Origin of the sequence: Escherichia sp. WS3227_2 (genome assembly GCF_046486495.1) — a bacterium.
Lineage (GTDB): Bacteria > Pseudomonadota > Gammaproteobacteria > Enterobacterales > Enterobacteriaceae > Escherichia > Escherichia coli.
The window spans coordinates 295,158-314,739 of record NZ_JBJQLG010000003.1 but is presented as its reverse complement, the minus strand read 5'-3'; the positions used below and the strand labels follow the sequence as shown (position 1 = coordinate 314,739).

General features: G+C 49.0%; 17 protein-coding genes and 1 pseudogene. 4 read left to right on the top strand and 14 right to left on the bottom strand.

All coding sequences use genetic code 11. From position 1 onward, the window contains the following. Positions 1-52 precede the first annotated feature (52 nt). The 4 genes and pseudogenes from ACJHXB_RS06790 to yddG all read right to left on the bottom strand — a co-directional run bounded on the left by ACJHXB_RS06790 (position 53) and on the right by yddG (position 5,040). Entirely contained in the window at positions 53-1,309 is a 1,257-nt protein-coding gene (locus tag ACJHXB_RS06790) for a leucine-rich repeat domain-containing protein (protein ID WP_000671708.1), read from the bottom strand. Between the two features lie 443 nt (positions 1,310-1,752). Continuing rightward, positions 1,753-2,040: pseudogene (locus ACJHXB_RS06785) on the bottom strand (leucine Rich Repeat family protein); the annotation flags it as partial. 760 nt (positions 2,041-2,800) lie between these two features. Then, positions 2,801-3,901, bottom strand: coding sequence for a porin OmpC (gene ompC, locus ACJHXB_RS06780; protein WP_000768393.1), 1,101 nt, complete (start codon positions 3,899-3,901; stop codon positions 2,801-2,803). A 257-nt stretch (positions 3,902-4,158) separates the two neighbouring features. Beyond that, positions 4,159-5,040, bottom strand: coding sequence for an aromatic amino acid efflux DMT transporter YddG (yddG, locus tag ACJHXB_RS06775; protein WP_000198203.1), 882 nt, complete (start codon positions 5,038-5,040; stop codon positions 4,159-4,161). A gap of 231 nt (positions 5,041-5,271) precedes the next feature. Here yddG and fdnG point away from each other — a divergent pair, with 231 nt between their 5' ends. Genes fdnG through fdnI form a run of 3 tightly spaced genes read left to right on the top strand, consistent with a single transcriptional unit; the run spans position 5,272 to position 9,862 of the window. After that, positions 5,272-8,319 (top strand): formate dehydrogenase-N subunit alpha, encoded by a 3,048-nt coding sequence (fdnG, locus tag ACJHXB_RS06770; RefSeq protein ID WP_015912497.1) that lies wholly within the window; start codon positions 5,272-5,274, stop codon positions 8,317-8,319. A 12-nt stretch (positions 8,320-8,331) separates the two neighbouring features. Next, on the top strand, positions 8,332-9,216 hold the full coding sequence (gene fdnH / locus ACJHXB_RS06765; protein WP_069906136.1) for a formate dehydrogenase N subunit beta: 885 nt from the start codon (positions 8,332-8,334) through the stop codon (positions 9,214-9,216). Continuing rightward, a complete protein-coding gene (gene fdnI / locus ACJHXB_RS06760) occupies positions 9,209-9,862 on the top strand; it encodes a formate dehydrogenase-N subunit gamma (RefSeq protein WP_000045646.1) in 654 nt (217 codons plus the stop codon). Before fdnH ends, fdnI begins: the two co-directional genes overlap by 8 nt. A gap of 51 nt (positions 9,863-9,913) precedes the next feature. On the opposite strand, the gene ACJHXB_RS06755 is transcribed toward fdnI, so the two are convergent. The 5 genes from ACJHXB_RS06755 to bdm form a co-directional block, all read right to left on the bottom strand. After that, a complete protein-coding gene (locus tag ACJHXB_RS06755; RefSeq protein WP_000781370.1) occupies positions 9,914-10,198 on the bottom strand; it encodes a HigA family addiction module antitoxin in 285 nt (94 codons plus the stop codon). Between the two features lie 116 nt (positions 10,199-10,314). Then, a complete protein-coding gene (gene adhP / locus ACJHXB_RS06750) occupies positions 10,315-11,325 on the bottom strand; it encodes an alcohol dehydrogenase AdhP (RefSeq protein WP_000642406.1) in 1,011 nt (336 codons plus the stop codon). Positions 11,326-11,458: 133 nt separating this feature from the next. Beyond that, positions 11,459-13,156 carry a malate dehydrogenase gene (gene maeA, locus ACJHXB_RS06745; protein WP_000433462.1) on the bottom strand — a complete coding sequence of 566 codons (1,698 nt, stop codon included), beginning with the start codon at positions 13,154-13,156 and terminating at the stop codon, positions 11,459-11,461. Positions 13,157-13,312: 156 nt separating this feature from the next. Further along, on the bottom strand, positions 13,313-13,450 hold the full coding sequence (gene sra / locus ACJHXB_RS06740) for a stationary-phase-induced ribosome-associated protein (protein WP_000841554.1): 138 nt from the start codon (positions 13,448-13,450) through the stop codon (positions 13,313-13,315). Between the two features lie 101 nt (positions 13,451-13,551). Beyond that, positions 13,552-13,767, bottom strand: coding sequence for a biofilm-dependent modulation protein (gene bdm / locus ACJHXB_RS06735; protein WP_000495766.1), 216 nt, complete (start codon positions 13,765-13,767; stop codon positions 13,552-13,554). 343 nt (positions 13,768-14,110) lie between these two features. On the opposite strand from bdm, the gene osmC reads away from it, so the two are divergent. Then, positions 14,111-14,542 carry a peroxiredoxin OsmC gene (gene osmC / locus ACJHXB_RS06730; protein WP_000152305.1) on the top strand — a complete coding sequence of 144 codons (432 nt, stop codon included), beginning with the start codon at positions 14,111-14,113 and terminating at the stop codon, positions 14,540-14,542. Positions 14,543-14,576: 34 nt separating this feature from the next. Here osmC and ACJHXB_RS06725 read toward each other — a convergent pair whose 3' ends face one another. Genes ACJHXB_RS06725 through ACJHXB_RS06705 form a run of 5 tightly spaced genes read right to left on the bottom strand, consistent with a single transcriptional unit; the run spans position 14,577 to position 19,580 of the window. Next, entirely contained in the window at positions 14,577-15,347 is a 771-nt protein-coding gene (locus ACJHXB_RS06725; protein ID WP_001053160.1) for a 3-hydroxybutyrate dehydrogenase, read from the bottom strand. An 11-nt stretch (positions 15,348-15,358) separates the two neighbouring features. Further along, entirely contained in the window at positions 15,359-16,750 is a 1,392-nt protein-coding gene (locus ACJHXB_RS06720; RefSeq protein ID WP_000114549.1) for a GntP family permease, read from the bottom strand. A 45-nt stretch (positions 16,751-16,795) separates the two neighbouring features. Beyond that, positions 16,796-17,719: a 3-hydroxyacyl-CoA dehydrogenase family protein gene (locus ACJHXB_RS06715; protein ID WP_001192841.1), complete on the bottom strand. Its 924-nt coding sequence runs from the start codon at positions 17,717-17,719 to the stop codon at positions 16,796-16,798. Beyond that, positions 17,709-18,914 carry an acetyl-CoA C-acetyltransferase gene (locus tag ACJHXB_RS06710; RefSeq protein ID WP_001154415.1) on the bottom strand — a complete coding sequence of 402 codons (1,206 nt, stop codon included), beginning with the start codon at positions 18,912-18,914 and terminating at the stop codon, positions 17,709-17,711. Before ACJHXB_RS06710 ends, ACJHXB_RS06715 begins: the two co-directional genes overlap by 11 nt. Before the next feature lie 9 nt (positions 18,915-18,923). Continuing rightward, positions 18,924-19,580 (bottom strand): CoA transferase subunit B, encoded by a 657-nt coding sequence (locus ACJHXB_RS06705; RefSeq protein ID WP_000957779.1) that lies wholly within the window; start codon positions 19,578-19,580, stop codon positions 18,924-18,926. Positions 19,581-19,582: the final 2 nt, after the last annotated feature.

The window sequence follows — 19,582 nt, the reverse complement described above, 5'->3', positions numbered from 1 at the left end:
GGGTTTATATTTTTAACAAGACCAGACACTTATAGAATTAGTGATGATTTATTCACTGAAAAGGCCATGAGCTGGAGGAAAACGATCTGTCCAGAAAGTCTATCGGTTCCTCTCTTATCGCCTCATTGTAATAATCGTTATTACAGTAAGTATTGTTTATTTCATCTAATGTCATATTTTTAATTTTTATATTCATCTGATTTACAACTTCTTCTGTTTTATAAGTGTGTATATTATATGGGGTATATGCTTCTTTAATAGTATAGTGAAACAATTCGTTATCCACATCTACTCCGTCAGAGTGAACTTCAAATGCACCAGGCGAAAGAATTGCCAGGCCAGTATTAAGCTTAAGTGCTGGGGAAAATAAATTAAATAACATGAGCTGGATAGTAGGGCAATTGTTCTTCCCAGAAACATTTAAAAAATTTAAGTTTTTGCTCTGTTTTATTATGGGGAATAAAGTTCCAATATCGGACGTATTCTTAGTGTCAATGCGGGTTATTTTATTATTGTCCAGCCTTAAACTTTTGATAGATGAAAGATAAGTCAGGAAATGAAGGTTTATTTTTTCCAACTGATTGTTCGCAGCGTTTAATGTCTGAACATTGCAGAAGTTGCTAAAGAATATTTTAATTTCAGAAAGCAAGTTGTTGTTGATAAGTAACGTATTCAAGTTGGGAAATAAGGTGTTATGTAAACTTGTTAGTTTATTATGGGATAGATCCAGAAGTAAGAGTTCATCTTTATTCCCTGCAACAATATCAGTTAATTGATTGTGGCTGAGATTCAGGTACTGCAACCTTTCGCAACATTCTAATTGCACAAACTCTAGTTGATTATGTGTCGCACTAAAATAAGTAATTGATGAAAGCCTATCTATATCAATATTTCTGAGAGAATTATTATTCATAGATATATGTGTAATGCTTACATTTCTACCTTGAGGAAAATTTATTGACTCAAGAGCATTACTATTCAGACTAAGGTTGATGAGTCTATCGTAGGTGGTTGCATCAAAATGTTTGAGTTGGTTCTCATCAAGATTGATAGAGGTGAAGTTTTGCAGTCCTGGTGGTTGGGTAGTTAAATTAAGCCCTGATAAATCAATATCATTCTGTTTCGACAAAAAAGCACAATTTATCCTTTTAGCGGCTTCGTTTCGGCATTCCGGACGATGGATTTCACCTGTAAGTATGCGTTCTGCTTTCCATTTATTTAATTCGCGCATCCAGTTAAGTTCATTTTTTTCTGGATGTTGCTGTATGGATTGTGGATTTATTTTATTAAATATTGAAGGGAATTTCATAACTGCTCCGTAGTAATGCTTTATTTTAATGATTTATTACCCTTGATAAATCAGGATGTGTTTTATAACTCTGTTGTAAAGGATTGGCTTAACCAATTATTGGATGTTGGACCAAAACCTAAGGAAGGTTTATCCTCATTATGAATATAATAACAGACGGGTGTACCCGTTGGGTCCTTTAGCCCCGAGTGTGAGGGTAGAGAAGAGGAATTTGACTTATAGTCACCAACCCCGTACATGCGATGCATAGGCAGAATGGCTTTTAGTTCTGCGTCAGAAAATATTGTTTCTTCTTCTATTAAGGCGTACTCTCTGGAATAATATTTTGATCTATAACGAATAGACATTGAGTCATTGTCTTTTATATGATTTCCTTCGGAATTCTCGCTTACTTCTACAAGATGTTCATCACTGGTATCGATATTTGTGATTGCCAGGTTATAAGATAAATCAATGGTCACTTCATTAGTGTCATCAATTATATTTCTTACTGCAGTCCAGTACTGCATTTGGGCAAGTGGATCATTGTTGATGCCGTTAACTAATACATGCCAAAGATGTTTTGATGATATTAATTGATCAATGTCATCTGTTGGCAATAAATTGTTATTGCTTAAGTTTAAATATTCTAGTTTTGTAGTGGTTTTCGCGTTTAAATGTGCAATATGGTTGTCGTTTAAAGTGATTTTCTCCACTATGGGGTGATTGTGTAATATTAGGTCATTGATCATATTGTGATGGGCACTTAACTCAATCAGAGATTCTTGCCGGGAGAGATCCAGCGATGCTAGCTTGTTATAATCAAGGTTAAGAAATTTCAGTTTATAACTATCAGAAATATTAATTTTTGTCAGTTTGTTATTTTGCGCTTCCAGATTGACCAATGAATGCTGATTTTTTAAATCCAAATTTTCCAGATTGTTGTGATCAATATAAATATTTTCCAGTTTTGATTCATTTGGAAAGGTTATCGTTTTAATTTTATTAAAGCTGAGGTTGATATTGACGAGGCTGGCATTGTCAGTAAAGTCAAGACAAGTGAGACAATTGTTTTCCAGATTTAACGTGTTAACTGTCGAGGGGATAGGCGGTAACTCACTCAAATCAAGATATGACAAATCAAGAGATGCCATGTTCGAATTGTAAGCTTCTTTAATTCGCTCTACGGCAATTGCTCTTTCTTCACCATTATTAAGCGACTTATTACCCCATTGTGCCAGTCGTTCACAAAAATTGCTGGAGATGGTTTCTTTGTTAGGTAATGCGTTATTTAATTGATAACTGGCATTATTTTTTACACAAGCTGTATTAATATTGGTCATAATCACTCATCAATAAATATTATAGTAAGATGTCCCCGGAGGGTATGGAAGAATATTAATTGAGGTGAATGACCAGAAATATCAAAAATTGCTCATTTTTACTTAAGGAGTCATACAGCAGCACTTAAATCAAAAACCAGCCCAGAGAAGGGCTGGTCAGGAGAGGATGTTAGAACTGATAGGTAATGCCCGTTGCGACGATGTTATCGGTGCGAATATCTACGGCACGGGTAAAGTCGCTTTCATCAATCAGGTTGATTTTATAATCAACATAGGTCGACATATTTTTGTTGAAGAAATACGTCGCACCAACGTCGATATACTCAATCATGTCCTGGTCGCCGTAGCGGCCCAAATCTCTGCCTTTTGATTTCAGGTAAGCGAGTGATGGGCGCAAGCCGAAGTCGAATTGATATTGTGCCACTACTTCAAAACTTTGTGCTTTGTTAGAGATATAACCATCGCCATAGGTGGTCATGTTTAATGTTTCAGCGTAATTAGCTGCAAAGTAGATGTTGTTGGCATCATATTTTATACCTGTAGCCCACAGTTCTGCATTCTTACCGGAGGCATTGAGAGGATTAGCAGCGGCTCTTTCCTGCGCATTTGTCCGATCGGATTTGGTATACACCGCACCGATACCAAAGCCATCATAAACATAAGTTGAGGAGATACCGAAACCGTCACCATTGGCACGCGTGTAGTCAGCACCATAAAGATGACCATTGTCAGTGCGTTCATTTTTGCCTTGATATTGCGCGGCAAAGTTCAGACCTTCAATTAAGCCGAAGAAATCGTAGTTGCGATAGGTTGCCACACCGGTAGTACGGTATGTCATGAAGACATCTTTCTGACTCCAGGTATCGCCACCAAATTCTGGCAACATATCGGTCCATGAACCAATGTCATAGCCGACACCGTAGTTACGACCATAGTCCAGAGAGCCAAATTCACTAATTTTTAAACCTGCATAGGCCAGACGGGTCTTGTTACCGCGCGAGCCGTTGGCTTCATCGTTATAGCCTTTAAAATCATATTCCCAGTGACCAAAACCAATCATTTGATCATTGATTTGCGTTTCTCCTTTAAAGCCGAGACGGGCATAAGTTTTATCACCATCGTCACGCTTATCATCAGTAAAATAACGTAGAGCGGTAACCTTGCCATAAAGGTCGAGTTTATTACCATCCTTGTTATAGACTTCGGCAGCGTGTGCTACGTTCGCAGCTAACAAACCAGTTACAACCACCGCAACTATTTTTAATTTCATTTAACAGAATCCTTTTAATTATCGTTAAACGTATTTTCTAAACGAATTTTAAACGACGTCATTTATAAATGACATACTGTTTTTAAAATGGAATGGTGATTAAACACAATGAGAAAAATAGATGAAATAATATTATTTATCGATATGTGATCGAAGTCGAAATGAAATATAAGGTGAACTACTGGTATTTGAAATTTATTTTTTATATTGTCGGAATTTATCTGATTAACTGCCGGGCCGTAGACCCGACAATTATTTTAGCCACGACGTGTCGCCAGCCAGCAGAGCAGGGAACCGCCGCAGACCATTAGCGCGCCTTGCCAGAACGAGAACGACAGCGGGGCGCTGAGCAGCACGGCTGCAAGCGCTGAGGAAAGGACGGGCGTAAAATACGAACCTACCGCCATAATGGTGACGTTGCCATGTAATATACCGACGTTCCATGCAGCATAAGCAAATCCTAAGGTAAATGCCGCAGAGATGAGTTTAATCATGACTGGCGTGCTAAATACCATTTCTGGTTGTGGCGTGAGAAAATAGTAAACCCACAGACTTGCTCCCGTTAGCAGGACAAAAACGGTAATTCCGTTAAATCCGCGTGCGTATTTATTCGTTACTGTGCAATAGGCTGCCCAGATAAACGCACCAATAAACGCCAGGAAATAACTCAATGGGCTGGTGGTGATATTATTGATGATTTCATCATAATGTAACCCATTGTCACCACCTAACACCCAGCAGACGCCAACCAGGGCTAATAATAATCCTGGTACAATCAGCCAGTTGGTTTTCTGACCATTAAACAGAATGGCAAAGAGAATTGTCAGGCTGGGCCACAGATAGTTCACCATACCCACTTCAATCGCCTGATGACGGGTCGCCGCATATCCTAAGGAAAGCGCCAGACAGATTTCATAGCTGACGAATAACAGACACCCGGCGAGTAAATAGCCTTTCGGGATCTGCCGAATACGCGGAAATCCAACCGTGAAGATTAACAGCAGCCCGCTTAATGAATAGATAGCAGCTGCGCCGCCGACCGGGCCGAGCCCCTCACTGACACCGCGAATCAATCCTACCATCGTGCTCCACAGGACGATCGCTATTAGCCCTATGAGCGTTGCTTTTTGTCGTGTCATGCTCGCTGTTTTGTCTCTCTTGCCGTTAAAAATTAAGCTGAATTTTATAGCATTTTTTTAACTGGCCTGTCAGGCAGTGGTGCGTTTTTCTACCGCTATTGAGGTAGGTCAATTTGCGCAGGCGGATTATTTTGTGGCAAACACGTGTTCTTTTTGATTTCGCGCAAAAAGATTCAGAATTTTACTGTTAGTTTCCTCGCGCAGTAATACCCCTGAAAAAAGAGGAAAGCAATGGACGTCAGTCGCAGACAATTTTTTAAAATCTGCGCGGGCGGTATGGCTGGAACAACAGTAGCGGCATTGGGCTTTGCCCCAAAGCAAGCACTGGCTCAGGCGCGAAACTACAAATTATTACGCGCTAAAGAGATCCGTAACACCTGCACATACTGTTCCGTAGGTTGCGGGCTATTGATGTATAGCCTGGGTGATGGCGCGAAAAACGCCAGAGAAGCGATTTATCACATTGAAGGTGACCCGGATCATCCGGTAAGCCGTGGTGCGCTGTGCCCGAAAGGGGCCGGTTTGCTGGATTACGTCAACAGCGAAAACCGTCTGCGCTACCCGGAATATCGTGCGCCAGGTTCTGACAAATGGCAGCGCATTAGCTGGGAAGAAGCATTCTCCCGTATTGCGAAGCTGATGAAAGCTGACCGTGACGCTAACTTTATTGAAAAGAACGAGCAGGGCGTAACGGTAAACCGTTGGCTTTCTACCGGTATGCTGTGTGCCTCCGGTGCCAGCAACGAAACCGGGATGCTGACCCAGAAATTTGCCCGCTCCCTCGGGATGCTGGCGGTAGACAACCAGGCGCGCGTCTGACACGGACCAACGGTAGCAAGTCTTGCTCCAACATTTGGTCGCGGTGCGATGACCAACCACTGGGTGGATATCAAAAACGCTAACGTCGTAATGGTGATGGGTGGTAACGCTGCGGAAGCGCATCCCGTCGGTTTCCGCTGGGCGATGGAAGCGAAAAACAACAACGATGCAACCTTGATCGTTGTCGATCCCCGTTTTACGCGTACCGCTTCTGTGGCGGATATTTACGCACCTATTCGTTCCGGTACGGACATTACGTTCCTGTCTGGCGTTTTGCGCTACCTGATCGAAAACAACAAAATCAACGCCGAATACGTTAAGCATTACACCAACGCCAGCCTGCTGGTGCGTGATGATTTTGCTTTCGAAGATGGCCTGTTCAGCGGTTATGACGCTGAAAAACGCCAGTACGATAAATCGTCCTGGAACTATCAGTTCGATGAAAACGGCTATGCGAAACGCGATGAAACACTGACTCATCCGCGCTGTGTGTGGAACCTGCTGAAAGCGCACGTTTCCCGCTACACGCCGGATGTAGTAGAAAACATCTGCGGTACGCCAAAAGCCGACTTCCTGAAAGTGTGTGAAGTGCTGGCCTCCACCAGCGCGCCGGATCGCACTACCACCTTCCTGTACGCGCTGGGCTGGACGCAGCACACCGTGGGTGCGCAGAACATCCGCACCATGGCGATGATCCAATTGCTGCTCGGTAACATGGGTATGGCTGGTGGCGGCGTGAACGCATTGCGTGGTCACTCCAACATTCAGGGCCTGACCGACTTAGGTCTGCTCTCAACCAGCCTGCCGGGTTATCTGACGCTGCCGTCAGAAAAACAGGTTGATTTGCAGTCGTATCTGGAAGCGAATACGCCGAAAGCGACGCTGGCTGATCAGGTGAACTACTGGAGCAACTATCCGAAGTTCTTCGTTAGCCTGATGAAATCTTTCTATGGCGATGCCGCGCAGAAAGAAAACAACTGGGGCTACGACTGGCTGCCGAAGTGGGACCAGACCTACGACGTCATCAAGTATTTCAACATGATGGACGAAGGCAAAGTCACCGGTTATTTCTGCCAGGGCTTTAACCCGGTTGCGTCCTTCCCGGACAAAAACAAAGTGGTGAGCTGCCTGAGCAAACTGAAGTACATGGTGGTTATCGATCCGCTGGTGACTGAAACCTCTACCTTCTGGCAGAACCACGGCGAGTCGAACGATGTCGATCCGGCGTCTATTCAGACTGAAGTATTCCGTCTGCCTTCGACCTGCTTTGCTGAAGAAGATGGTTCTATCGCTAACTCCGGTCGCTGGTTACAGTGGCACTGGAAAGGTCAGGACGCGCCGGGCGAAGCGCGTAACGACGGCGAAATTCTGGCGGGTATCTACCATCATCTGCGCGAGTTGTACCAGGCCGAAGGTGGTAAAGGCGTAGAACCGCTGATGAAGATGAGCTGGAACTACAAGCAGCCGCACGAACCGCAATCTGACGAAGTAGCTAAAGAGAACAACGGCTACGCGCTGGAAGATCTCTATGATGCCAATGGCGTGCTGATTGCGAAGAAAGGTCAGTTGCTGAGTAGCTTTGCGCATCTGCGTGATGACGGTACAACCGCATCTTCTTGCTGGATCTACACCGGTAGCTGGACAGAGCAGGGCAACCAGATGGCTAACCGCGATAACTCCGACCCGTCCGGTCTGGGGAATACGCTGGGATGGGCCTGGGCGTGGCCGCTCAACCGTCGCGTACTCTACAACCGTGCTTCGGCGGATATCAACGGTAAACCGTGGGATCCGAAACGGATGCTGATCCAGTGGAACGGCAGCAAGTGGACGGGTAACGATATTCCGGACTTCGGCAATGCCGCGCCGGGTACGCCAACCGGGCCGTTTATCATGCAGCCGGAAGGGATGGGACGCCTGTTTGCCATCAACAAAATGGCGGAAGGTCCGTTCCCGGAACACTACGAGCCAATTGAAACGCCGCTGGGCACTAACCCGCTGCATCCGAACGTGGTGTCTAACCCGGTCGTTCGTCTGTATGAACAAGACGCGCTGCGGATGGGTAAAAAAGAGCAGTTCCCGTATGTGGGTACGACCTATCGTCTGACCGAGCACTTCCACACCTGGACCAAGCACGCGTTGCTCAACGCAATTGCTCAGCCGGAACAGTTTGTGGAAATCAGCGAAACGCTGGCGGCGGCGAAAGGCATCGCCAATGGCGACCGTGTCACCGTATCCAGCAAGCGTGGCTTTATCCGCGCGGTGGCTGTGGTAACGCGCCGTCTGAAGCCGCTGAATGTAAACGGTCAGCAGGTTGAAACGGTGGGTATTCCAATCCACTGGGGCTTTGAGGGTGTCGCGCGTAAAGGTTATATCGCTAACACTCTGACGCCGAATGTCGGTGATGCAAACTCGCAAACGCCGGAATATAAAGCGTTCTTAGTCAACATCGAGAAGGCGTAAGGGGGCGAACAGATGGCTATGGAAACGCAGGACATTATCAAAAGGTCCGCAACTAACTCCATCACGCCGCCTTCTCAGGTGCGTGATTACAAAGCAGAAGTCGCAAAACTTATCGACGTTTCCACCTGTATCGGCTGTAAAGCCTGTCAGGTGGCGTGTTCAGAGTGGAACGACATCCGTGATGAAGTGGGGCACTGCGTCGGGGTTTACGATAACCCCGCCGATCTGAGCGCCAAGTCCTGGACGGTGATGCGCTTTAGCGAAACCGAACAGAACGGCAAGCTGGAGTGGCTGATCCGTAAAGACGGCTGTATGCACTGTGAAGATCCGGGCTGCCTGAAGGCGTGCCCGTCTGCTGGTGCAATCATTCAGTACGCTAACGGGATTGTCGATTTCCAGTCGGAAAACTGCATCGGCTGTGGTTACTGCATTGCCGGGTGTCCGTTTAATATTCCGCGCCTCAACAAAGAGGATAACCGGGTATATAAATGCACGCTCTGCGTCGATCGCGTCAGCGTCGGCCAGGAACCGGCTTGTGTGAAAACCTGTCCGACCGGGGCTATCCACTTCGGCACCAAGAAGGAGATGCTGGAGCTGGCGGAACAGCGCGTGGCGAAACTGAAAGCGCGTGGTTACGAACATGCTGGCGTCTACAACCCGGAAGGGGTCGGTGGTACGCATGTCATGTACGTGCTGCATCATGCCGATCAGCCGGAGCTGTATCACGGTCTGCCGAAAGATCCGAAGATCGACACCTCGGTAAGCCTGTGGAAAGGCGCGTTGAAACCGCTGGCAGCGGCTGGCTTTATTGCCACTTTTGCCGGGTTGATTTTCCACTACATCGGTATTGGCCCGAATAAGGAAGTGGACGATGACGAGGAGGCTCATCATGAGTAAGTCGAAAATGATTGTGCGCACCAAATTTATTGATCGCGCCTGTCACTGGACCGTGGTGATTTGCTTCTTCCTGGTGGCGCTGTCCGGGATATCGTTCTTCTTCCCGACGCTGCAATGGCTGACGCAAACCTTCGGTACGCCGCAGATGGGGCGCATTTTGCACCCGTTCTTCGGCATTGCGATTTTCGTCGCGCTGATGTTTATGTTTGTGCGTTTTGTGCATCACAACATCCCGGATAAGAAAGATATTCCGTGGCTGTTGAACATTGTCGAAGTATTAAAAGGCAATGAGCACAAAGTGGCGGATGTTGGTAAGTACAACGCCGGGCAAAAGATGATGTTCTGGTCGATCATGAGCATGATTTTCGTGCTGCTGGTGACCGGGGTGATTATCTGGCGTCCGTACTTTGCGCAGTACTTCCCGATACAGGTTGTCCGTTATAGCCTGCTGATCCACGCGGCTGCGGGTATCATCCTGATCCACGCCATCCTGATCCATATGTATATGGCATTCTGGGTGAAAGGATCGATTAAAGGGATGATCGAAGGAAAGGTGAGCCGTCGCTGGGCGAAGAAACACCATCCGCGCTGGTATCGTGAAATCGAGAAGGCAGAAGCGAAAAAAGAGAGTGAAGAAGGGATATAATCTCTTTTGAACTTTAAGCTGAAAATGGCGCTTTAAGAAGCGCCATTTTTTTTATTGCGTAACCAGACGGCGTAATCGCGACACATCCACCGTTTTTTCTGCCTCTGCCAGACTCCAGGCGTTTTGCAGATTCAGCCACATTTGCGGCGAACTGCCGATCACCACGGAAAGTTTAATCGCCATTTCTGGTGTCAAAGCTGCTTTTCCGGTCAGCAATCGGCTTGCCGTTGAGGGCGCAATTTCCATTGCTCTGGCAAACTCGCGCAGGCTGACATTAAGTTCGTCCAGTGATTCCTGAATAATGTCCCCCGGGCGGGGATGATTGGCCATTTTCATTAGTGTCTTTACTCTCAGTAGCGTTCCTTCCTACGCAACAATAATCCATTTAGCCATTTCATGTTGGAGAGTGTGCGATGCTGCGACCCGAACATGGCAGTCGCAGCAAAGGCCTCTTAGTGACGGAAATCAATCACCATACGGCCACGGATTTTGCCTTCTTCCATCTCAGTAAAGATGGTGTTGATGTCCGCTAACGGACGCAGGGCGACCTTCGGTACCACTTTGCCTTCGGCGGCAAACTGGAAGGCTTCGGTTAGATCCTGGCGCGTGCCGACCAGCGAACCGACCACTTCAATACCATCCAGCACAAGGCGTGGGATATCCAGGCTCATAGACTCCGGCGGCAGACCGACTGCCACAACACGCCCGCCTGCACGGACAGCATCAACTGCCGAGTTAAACGCAGCTTTAGCTACCGCTGTCACCACCGCGGCGTGAGCGCCACCGGTTTTTTCTTGCACAATTTTGGCGGCGTCTTCAGTGCGTGAGTTAATCGCTAAATCAGCGCCCATTTCGGTTGCCAGTTTTAACTGCTCATCATTGACATCAATGGCGATCACTTTCGCGTTAAAGACATTCTTCGCGTATTGCAGGGCGAGGTTACCCAGACCGCCAAGACCGTAGATAGCAATCCACTGCCCTGGACGAATTTTTGACAGCTTAACGGCTTTGTAGGTGGTGACCCCTGCACAGGTAATGCTGCTGGCCGCCGCCGAGTCCAGGCCATCTGGCACTTTTACCGCGTAATCCGCCACCACGATGCACTCTTCCGCCATCCCGCCATCAACGCTGTATCCGGCATTTTTAACTGAACGGCAGAGCGTTTCGTTACCACTGTTACAGTATTCGCAATGACCGCATCCTTCGTAAAACCACGCCACGCTGGCACGATCGCCTGGTTTTAATGAGGTGACTCCTGGGCCAACTTCTGCCACCACACCGATGCCTTCATGGCCCAGAATTACGCCGGTTTTGTCACCAAAATCGCCATTCTTAACATGAAGATCGGTGTGACATACACCACAACACTCCATTTTCAGCAGGGCTTCGCCATGTTTCAGTGAGCGCAGTGTTTTATCCGTAACGTCAACATGATGATCCTTCGTAACAACTGCAGCCTTCATAGTTCCTCCTTTTCGGATGATGTTCTGCATAGCAGGTGAGGCAAATGAGATTTATTCGCCACTACCCAGTATGGATGAGATCTGAAAAAGGGAGAGGGAAATTGCCCGGTAGCCTTCACTACCGGGCGCAGGCTTAGATGGAGGTACGGCGGTAGTCGCGGTATTCGGCGTGCCAGAAATTATCATCAATGGCCTGTTGCAGAGCTTCGGCGGAGGTTTTCACCGCCACGCCTTGCTGCTGCGCCATTTTGCCAACCGCAAAGGCAATTGCGCGGGAGACTTTCTGAATATCTTTCAGTTCCGGTAGTACCAGACCTTCGCCGTTCAGGACCAGCGGCGAATACTGAGCAAGCGTTTCACTCGCCGACATCAGCATCTCATCGGTGATACGTGACGCGCCGGAAGCAATAACGCCCAGCCCGATGCCCGGGAAAATAAAGGCGTTGTTACACTGGGCGATAGGGTAGATTTTATCTTTCCATACCACTGGGTTAAACGGACTGCCAGTGGCGACCAGCGCGTTACCTTCGGTCCAGGCGATAATGTCCTGCGGTGTGGCTTCCACGCGTGACGTCGGGTTAGACAGCGGCATCACGATCGGACGCGGACAGTGTTTATGCATCTCACGGATGATCTCTTCCGTAAACAGCCCGGTCTGTCCTGAGACGCCAATCAGAATATCTGGTTTTACATTACGCACCACATCCAGCAGTGACAGCACATCGCTGTCGGTATCCCAGTCACTGAGGTTTTCGCGTTTCTGCACCAGTTTGGTCTGGAAAGGCAGCAGGTTTGGCATCTTGTCGGTCAGCAGGCCAAAGCGATCGACCATAAAGACTTTCTGCCGCGCCGCTTCCTCGCTTAATCCTTCGCGCTGGGTCTGGGCGATGATCATTTCGGCAATGCCGCATCCCGCTGAACCTGCGCCAAGGAAGACGATTTTTTTCTCGCTCAGTTGACCACCCGCCGCGCGGCTGGCTGCGATCAGTGTGCCGACCGTTACCGCCGCGGTGCCCTGAATGTCATCGTTAAAAGAACAAATTTCATTGCGATAGCGGTTAAGTAACGGCATCGCATTTTTTTGTGCGAAGTCTTCAAACTGCAACAGCACGTCCGGCCAGCGTTGTTTCACAGCCTGGATAAATTCATCAACGAATTCATAGTATTCGTCGTCAGTGATACGCGGATTACGCCAGCCCATATACAGCGGATCGTTAAGCAGCTGTTGGTTGTTCGTTCCGACATCCAGCACCACCGGAAGGGTATACGCCGGGCTGATGCCGCCACAAGCGGTATAGAGCGACAGTTTACCGATCGGAATGCCCATCCCGCCGATGCCCTGGTCACCAAGCCCCAGAATACGTTCGCCGTCAGTCACCACAATCACTTTAATATTATGGTTCGGCACGTTTTGCAGAATATCGTCCATATTGTGGCGGTTCTGGTAAGAGATAAACACGCCGCGTGAACGGCGGTAGATCTCAGAAAAACGCTCACAGGCTGCGCCGACGGTTGGGGTATAAATAACAGGCATCATCTCATCAAGATGATTGTTTACCAGACGGTAGAAGAGGGTTTCGTTAGTGTCCTGGATGTTACGCAGGTAGATGTGTTTGTCGATTTCGGTTTTGAATCCCTGATACTGGATCCATGCTCGTTCCGCTTGTTCTTCGATGGTTTCGACCACTTCCGGCAGTAACCCCAGCAGGTTGAAGTTACGGCGTTCTTCCATGCTGAAGGCGCTGCCTTTATTCAACAACGGAAATTCCAGCAGTACAGGGCCAGCGTAAGGAATATAAAGCGAACGCTGTTTTTTTGTTTTTGGTTCCATGTCACTCACTCTTTTTTGAATATCCATCCCTGGCACGCTTTTATCGTCTTTGCTTTACCGCCAGGGCGTCGGCCCCAAGTATAAAGCAGATAAAAACAAAAACACCATTGCGCAGGCAATGGTGTTTAATCGTCATTGAGGACTGATGGTTATGAATTACTTTTCAGCGGGGCGTTTTCTGCCGGTTGGGTTATTTACCACGCTGGATTTGTCACCTTCGGTAACTATTTTGCGCTGGTTAGAAATTTTATGGTCCAGTCCAAGAATATGACGTGCCTGACGGTTCGATTTCATTTTAACTCCTCAATCCTGTTGCTAGTTTTAAGGACAACATCGCCGTAGCGAAGAAACACGTGCTAAACCCCTAAATTAGGTTGCCGATCAAGCATAGCACCTTAAAGCGTAGGGTGCTGGCCACTGACCACATAATTGATCGTTTGCTGGTAGATATCACTGAGGATGTCGTTATCAGAAGCTTCCACCCATTTGGTCAGCTCCATGAGAATGTCATCTTCAGTGACAACACCGTGCTCTGCCCGAAGGCCTTGCTCAATGGCATTAACCAGAGCGGGTTCTGCTGTTGAATTTTCTGCCTGATAATAAGTAAACATAGCGATTCTCCGTGTCTGTGTATTTTTGGTGTCTGCTACGGATCGCAGATATATAAAGCACATTCAGCATGGCAAATATTTGCCGCTTCGTTGTTAAGATTAGTCCTGGTTGATAATTTTTATATTATAACACCATGATATTCATAGGGATTGTAATTGGGGCGATCCGATTAATATTGATACAATATCTTTTGGATATATATTCCCCGTTATCTATTGTGGGAATTTAATTTAAGTACAGAGATAATGTTTTCGCCGGATTTTATTCGGAATATCCTGCTTATCCTCGTGCGGTTTCTCACGTAGTCTATAATTTCCTTTTTAAGCCCACAGGAGAGCAACAATGACAATCCATAAGAAAGGTCAGGCACACTGGGAAGGCGATATCAAACGCGGGAAGGGAACTGTATCCACCGAGAGCGGCGTGCTGAACCAACAGCCGTATGGATTTAACACGCGTTTTGAAGGCGAAAAAGGAACCAACCCTGAAGAACTGATTGGCGCAGCGCATGCCGCATGTTTCTCAATGGCGCTTTCATTAATGCTGGGGGAAGCGGGATTCACGCCAACATCGATTGATACCACCGCCGATGTGTCGCTGGATAAAGTGGATGCAGGTTTTGCGATTACTAAAATCGCACTGAAGAGCGAAGTTGCGGTGCCGGGTATTGATGCCTCTACTTTTGACGGCATTATCCAGAAAGCAAAAGCAGGATGCCCGGTCTCTCAGGTACTGAAAGCGGAAATTACGCTGGATTACCAGTTGAAATCGTAAAGCATTGCCGGATGACGCGTCATCCGGCGAACACTTACTGCGCTACCCAACCGCCATCCATATTCCACGCCACCCCACGCACTTGTGCTGCCGCATCCGAACAGAGAAACAGCGCCAGTTCACCCAGTTGTTGCGGAGTCACAAATTCACGAGAAGGCTGTTTTTCTGACAGTAAGGCGTCACGCGCGCTTTCCGCATCTTCGCCTTGCGCAATGCGCTTATCAATCTGCTGTTGTACCAGCGGCGTCAGCACCCAGCCAGGGCAGAGCGCGTTGCAGGTAATACCCGTCTGCGCAGTTTCCAGAGCAATGGTCTTTGTGAGTCCCACCACGCCATGTTTTGCCGCAACATAAGCTGATTTGTCTTTCGACGCTACCAGCCCATGCACAGAGGCAATGTTAATGATCCGACCCCAGTTACGAGTGCGCATTTCTGGCAGTGCCAGACGCGTGGTGTGAAAGACAGAAGAGAGATTGATAGCGATAATGGCGTTCCATTTTTCTACAGGGAAAGATTCAACCGGGGAGACATACTGGATCCCGGCGTTATTCACCAGAATGTCCACACCGCCAAATTCCCGCCGTGCGTAGGCCATCATGTTGATAATTTGCGATTCATCGCTGAGGTCTGCCTCATGATAGCCAGGCGTTTTACCCATACGAGAAACCGCATTGATTGCCGCGTCAACATCACCGAAGCCGTTGAGGATCACTTGCGCGCCAGCGTTTGCCAGTGTCTGAGCAATACCGAGTCCGATACCGCTGGTGGACCCCGTCACCAGCGCAGTTTTACCTTGTAAATTCATGATGATTTTCCTTAGACAATGCCGGTGGTGTAGTACACGCCGATGATAAACAGCACGGCCAGACTTTTAATGATCGTAATTGCGAAGATGCCGCCGTAAGCCTGACGGTGACTCAGCCCAGTAATTGCCAGCAGGGTGATCACAGCGCCGTTATGGGGCAATGTATCCATGCCGCCACTGGCCATAGATGCCACGCGGTGAAAAACTTCCAGTGGAATATTGGCAGCGTGCGCAGCGGCAATAAAAGTGTCGGACATCGCCGCAAGAGCAATACTCATCCCGCCGGACGCTGAACCGGTAATTCCGGCAAGTGTGGTGATGCTGATGGCTTCGTTGAGTAATGGATCAGGAATGGCGGCCAGCGCCTTTGAGAGCACCAGAAAACCGGGTAGGGCGGCGATAACCGCACCGAAGCCATATTCTGAGGCGGTGTTCATCGCAGCCAGAATTGCGCCGCCTACCGCTGTACGGCTTCCTTCTGCCAGTCTTCCATGAATATTGCGATATCCAAAAATCACTACCAGCAAAATTCCGGCAATGAGCGCAGCTTCGACGGCCCAGATTGCGGTGATTTTGGCGACATCTGTGGTAATCGGGGCGGCAAGTCCCGGCAACTCCAGTTGGTGGCTCGCACCGTACCAAACAGGGATCCACCAGGTAAACAACAAGTTCAACAGCCCCACCAGAATCAATGGTGAAATCGCAATGAGTGGGTTCGGTAAATTGATGTTATCTGGTGTTTCAGGTTCATTAAGTAACTCTGTGCCGTAACCTTCATTTTTTGCCTGCGCTTTACTACGCTGCCGCTCCAGATAGATAAGCCCGACGGCAATGATAAACAGTGAACCAATAAGCCCCAGCCACGGCGCGGCCCAGGCGTTGGTGCCAAAGAAACTGGTAGGAATAATGTTCTGAATTTGTGGCGTGCCGGGCAGAGCGTCCATAGTAAAAGAGAATGCCCCCAGGGCCACCGTTGCCGGTATAAGTCGTTTTGGGATGTTACTCTGGCGGAACAGTTCAGCCGCGAACGGATAAACGGCAAATGCCACCACAAACAGCGACACTCCGCCATAGGTGAGTAATGCACATACCAGCACAATCACCGGAATCGCATGCCGCCGGCCGAGAATGTTGATTGCAGCAGCGACAATCGAACGAGAAAATCCTGAAAGTTCAATCAGTTTTCCGAACACGGCCCCGAGCAGAAACACCGGGAAGTACAATTTCACGAAGCCGACCATTTTTTCCATGAACAGGCCGGTAAATGCTGGGCCAACGGCCCCCGGATCGGTGACAAGAACAGCGCCTAATGCTGCGATGGGGGCAAAAAGGATAACGCTGTATCCGCGATAGGCTGCCAGCATTAGCAGCCCAAGCGCAGCAAGGGCGATTAATACACTCATCGGGACTCCTCAATATCGTTGTTATAGTGGGTACAGCGAGAGAAGTTATGGTTTAAGGGCGAAGCGAAGTTGATGTTCCCGACGCTGCTGGATGTACTGCTTCCGCGATTCATCCCAGCAGTAAAATCCCTGACCGCTACGTACGCCGATGTCTCCACGTTCCACTTTTTCGGCAACTAATGACATCATGTCGCTGCCAGTCGCTAGTTCAGGGAGCAGATGGCGACAAATATCCTGCACCGTCGAAAGTCCGGTCATGTCGGCGGCCTCCAGCGGGCCGACCATGGCATAACGTCGCCCAAGCGAGGCGCGCATCACCTGATCCACCACTTCTGCACTGGCGATGCCGCTTTTTACGATATGCAGGGCTTCACGCAACAGTGCAAATTGCAGACGGTTGCCGACAAATCCTGGCGCAGCGCGATCCAGCAACACTGCTTCCAGTTGCAGTGACACAAGCAAGTGTTGCAGCCAGTGCAAATGCTTTGGCTCGGTAACGCTGCCGGGGATAATCTCCACAAGTGGAATGAAGTGCGGCGGATGCCAGAAATGGGCGATCAGCAGTCGTTGCGGGTAGCGCATCTTCGCGGCCAGATCATCGGGCGGCAGACCGCTGGTATTGCTGGCGACAATGGCCTCAGGAGAAATAAGCGTTTCAAGCTCGGTATATAATGCGTGTTTTAGTTCAAGTCGCTCCGGGATCGCCTCAATCAGTAGTTGCGAGTCGGCGATGTCTGCAAGAGAAGTCGTGCCGTGCAGACGTTTAAGCACATTCTCTTTTTCCGGGGCAGTAAACTGTTCGCAGCTAATCAGCTCATCAAGAATTCCGCCTGCAACTACGTGGATTTCTGCAATCCGGCTCTGCTCGGTATCGTACAGCCAGATATCATGACCAAAGCGGGCGAAATGAGTGGCAATCCCCACGCCCATCAATCCGGCGCCCAATACCGCAAATTGTTCAGTTTGCATGGTGTTCTCCTGTGGTTCTTTCCAGTGTCAGCGCCACGCCCTGACCGCCACCGACGCACAGCGTCGCCAGCCCTTTTTGCGCATTACGTCGCGCCATTTCATAAATGAGAGTGACCAGAATGCGGCAACCGGAAGCGCCAATAGGATGCCCAAGTGCGATTGCGCCGCCGTTAACATTCACTTTGTCGCAATCCCAGTTCAGTTCGTCGCCAACGGCCAGCGCCTGCGCTGCGAAAGCCTCGTTGGCTTCAATAAGATCAATATCTTCCAGCGTCCATCCGCAACGCTTAAGACATTCGCGGGTAGCGGCGACCGGACCAATGCCCATAAAGGCAGGATCGACGCCAGAAACGGCATAACCAGCCACCCGAGCCAGCACTGGGAGGCCAAGTTCGGCAGCTTTGCTGGCGCGCATTAACATGACTGCGGCGGCACCATCATTGATGGAAGAAGCATTTCCTGCGGTGACGCTTCCCGCCCCCGGAAGAAAGGCCGGTTTCAGTTGTGCTAGTTTTTCCAGTTGCGTCCCGGAACGTGGTTGTTCGTCGGTATTTACCCTGCGTGGTGGTTTTTTACCTTGTGGTACGCTGACCGGAGTAATTTCGTCTGCAAAGCGCCCGGCTTCCATTGCGGCAGCGGCTTTTTGCTGAGAACGTAGCGCGAATGTGTCCTGTCGCTCGCGACTGATGGCATATTTTTGCGCTAGGTTTTCTGCAGTAATGCCCATGTGGTAATCATTGAAAGCGTCCCATAGTCCGTCATGCACCACGCTGTCTTTCATGCTGGTATGCCCGAGGCGTAAACCTGCCCGTGCGCCATCAATAAAATAGGGCGCGTTACTCATGCTTTCCTGGCCACCTGCGATAATTATCTGTGCATCACCGCAACGGATCGCCTGTACGGCCTGGTGTACTGCTTTCAGACCGGAACCACATACCAGGTTGATGGTAACGGCGGGTGTATCGTGGCTTAACCCGGCTTTGAGCGCCGATTGCCGTGCCGGATTTTGTCCGCTTCCGGCAGTCAGGACCTGACCAAAAATCACTTCGTCGATCTGTTCTGCTGCAAGTGCTGTTTTCTCCAGCAATGAACGGATGGTGGCAGCGCCGAGATCAACCGCAGAAAGTGGGGCGAGAGCGCCATGAAAACAGCCAATCGGTGTGCGCGTAGCGGCAACAATAACAACGTCCTGCATGGTGATTCCTCAGTTGAATTGCATTTCCGGGACATGTTCCGGCACAAACAACTTACCGGCGGTTTTGGCGATGATTTCCGCAACGCTGATTCCCGGCGCGCGCTCGCGCAGAATGAAAGCTCCGTCAGCAATTTCCAGCAGAGCAAGGTCGGTTAAGACGCGTTTGATGCATCCGGCGCCGGTCAACGGAAGGGTACAGTCAGGAAGCAGTTTGGATTCGCCGGATTTGGAGGCGTGGGTCATTACCACAATAATATTCTCGGCACCGGCAACCAGATCCATGGCACCGCCCATGCCTTTAACCATCTTGCCGGGGATCATCCATGAGGCAATGTTGCCATTCACATCCACTTCAAATGCGCCAAGTACAGTCAGATCCACATGACCGCCACGGATCATGGCGAATGATTGCGCCGAATCGAAAATTGCCGCGCCTTTCCGCGCGGTAACGGTTTGTTTACCGGCATTAATCATGTCGGCGTCCAGTTCGTCTTCCGTAGGAAATGCGCCCATACCCAGCAAACCGTTTTCTGACTGCAACATCACATCCATCCCGTCAGGAATGTAGTTTGCCACCAGGGTCGGGATACCAATGCCGAGATTGACGTAATAGCCATCGCGCAATTCGCGGGCGACTCGCATCGCCATTTGTTCACGGGTTAACATGG

What these genes read in the sequence shown, in the direction of transcription:
- ACJHXB_RS06790 (WP_000671708.1), bottom strand. Translation starts at nt 1,309, where the DNA reads ATGAAATTCCCTTCAATATTTAATAAAATAAATCCACAATCCATACAG.
- ompC (WP_000768393.1), bottom strand. Translation starts at nt 3,901, where the DNA reads ATGAAATTAAAAATAGTTGCGGTGGTTGTAACTGGTTTGTTAGCTGCG.
- yddG (WP_000198203.1), bottom strand. Translation starts at nt 5,040, where the DNA reads ATGACACGACAAAAAGCAACGCTCATAGGGCTAATAGCGATCGTCCTG.
- fdnH (WP_069906136.1), top strand. Translation starts at nt 8,332, where the DNA reads ATGGCTATGGAAACGCAGGACATTATCAAAAGGTCCGCAACTAACTCC.
- fdnI (WP_000045646.1), top strand. Translation starts at nt 9,209, where the DNA reads ATGAGTAAGTCGAAAATGATTGTGCGCACCAAATTTATTGATCGCGCC.
- ACJHXB_RS06755 (WP_000781370.1), bottom strand. Translation starts at nt 10,198, where the DNA reads ATGAAAATGGCCAATCATCCCCGCCCGGGGGACATTATTCAGGAATCA.
- adhP (WP_000642406.1), bottom strand. Translation starts at nt 11,325, where the DNA reads ATGAAGGCTGCAGTTGTTACGAAGGATCATCATGTTGACGTTACGGAT.
- maeA (WP_000433462.1), bottom strand. Translation starts at nt 13,156, where the DNA reads ATGGAACCAAAAACAAAAAAACAGCGTTCGCTTTATATTCCTTACGCT.
- sra (WP_000841554.1), bottom strand. Translation starts at nt 13,450, where the DNA reads ATGAAATCGAACCGTCAGGCACGTCATATTCTTGGACTGGACCATAAA.
- bdm (WP_000495766.1), bottom strand. Translation starts at nt 13,767, where the DNA reads ATGTTTACTTATTATCAGGCAGAAAATTCAACAGCAGAACCCGCTCTG.
- osmC (WP_000152305.1), top strand. Translation starts at nt 14,111, where the DNA reads ATGACAATCCATAAGAAAGGTCAGGCACACTGGGAAGGCGATATCAAA.
- ACJHXB_RS06725 (WP_001053160.1), bottom strand. Translation starts at nt 15,347, where the DNA reads ATGAATTTACAAGGTAAAACTGCGCTGGTGACGGGGTCCACCAGCGGT.
- ACJHXB_RS06720 (WP_000114549.1), bottom strand. Translation starts at nt 16,750, where the DNA reads ATGAGTGTATTAATCGCCCTTGCTGCGCTTGGGCTGCTAATGCTGGCA.
- ACJHXB_RS06715 (WP_001192841.1), bottom strand. Translation starts at nt 17,719, where the DNA reads ATGCAAACTGAACAATTTGCGGTATTGGGCGCCGGATTGATGGGCGTG.
- ACJHXB_RS06710 (WP_001154415.1), bottom strand. Translation starts at nt 18,914, where the DNA reads ATGCAGGACGTTGTTATTGTTGCCGCTACGCGCACACCGATTGGCTGT.
- ACJHXB_RS06705 (WP_000957779.1), bottom strand. Translation starts at nt 19,580, where the DNA reads ATGTTAACCCGTGAACAAATGGCGATGCGAGTCGCCCGCGAATTGCGC.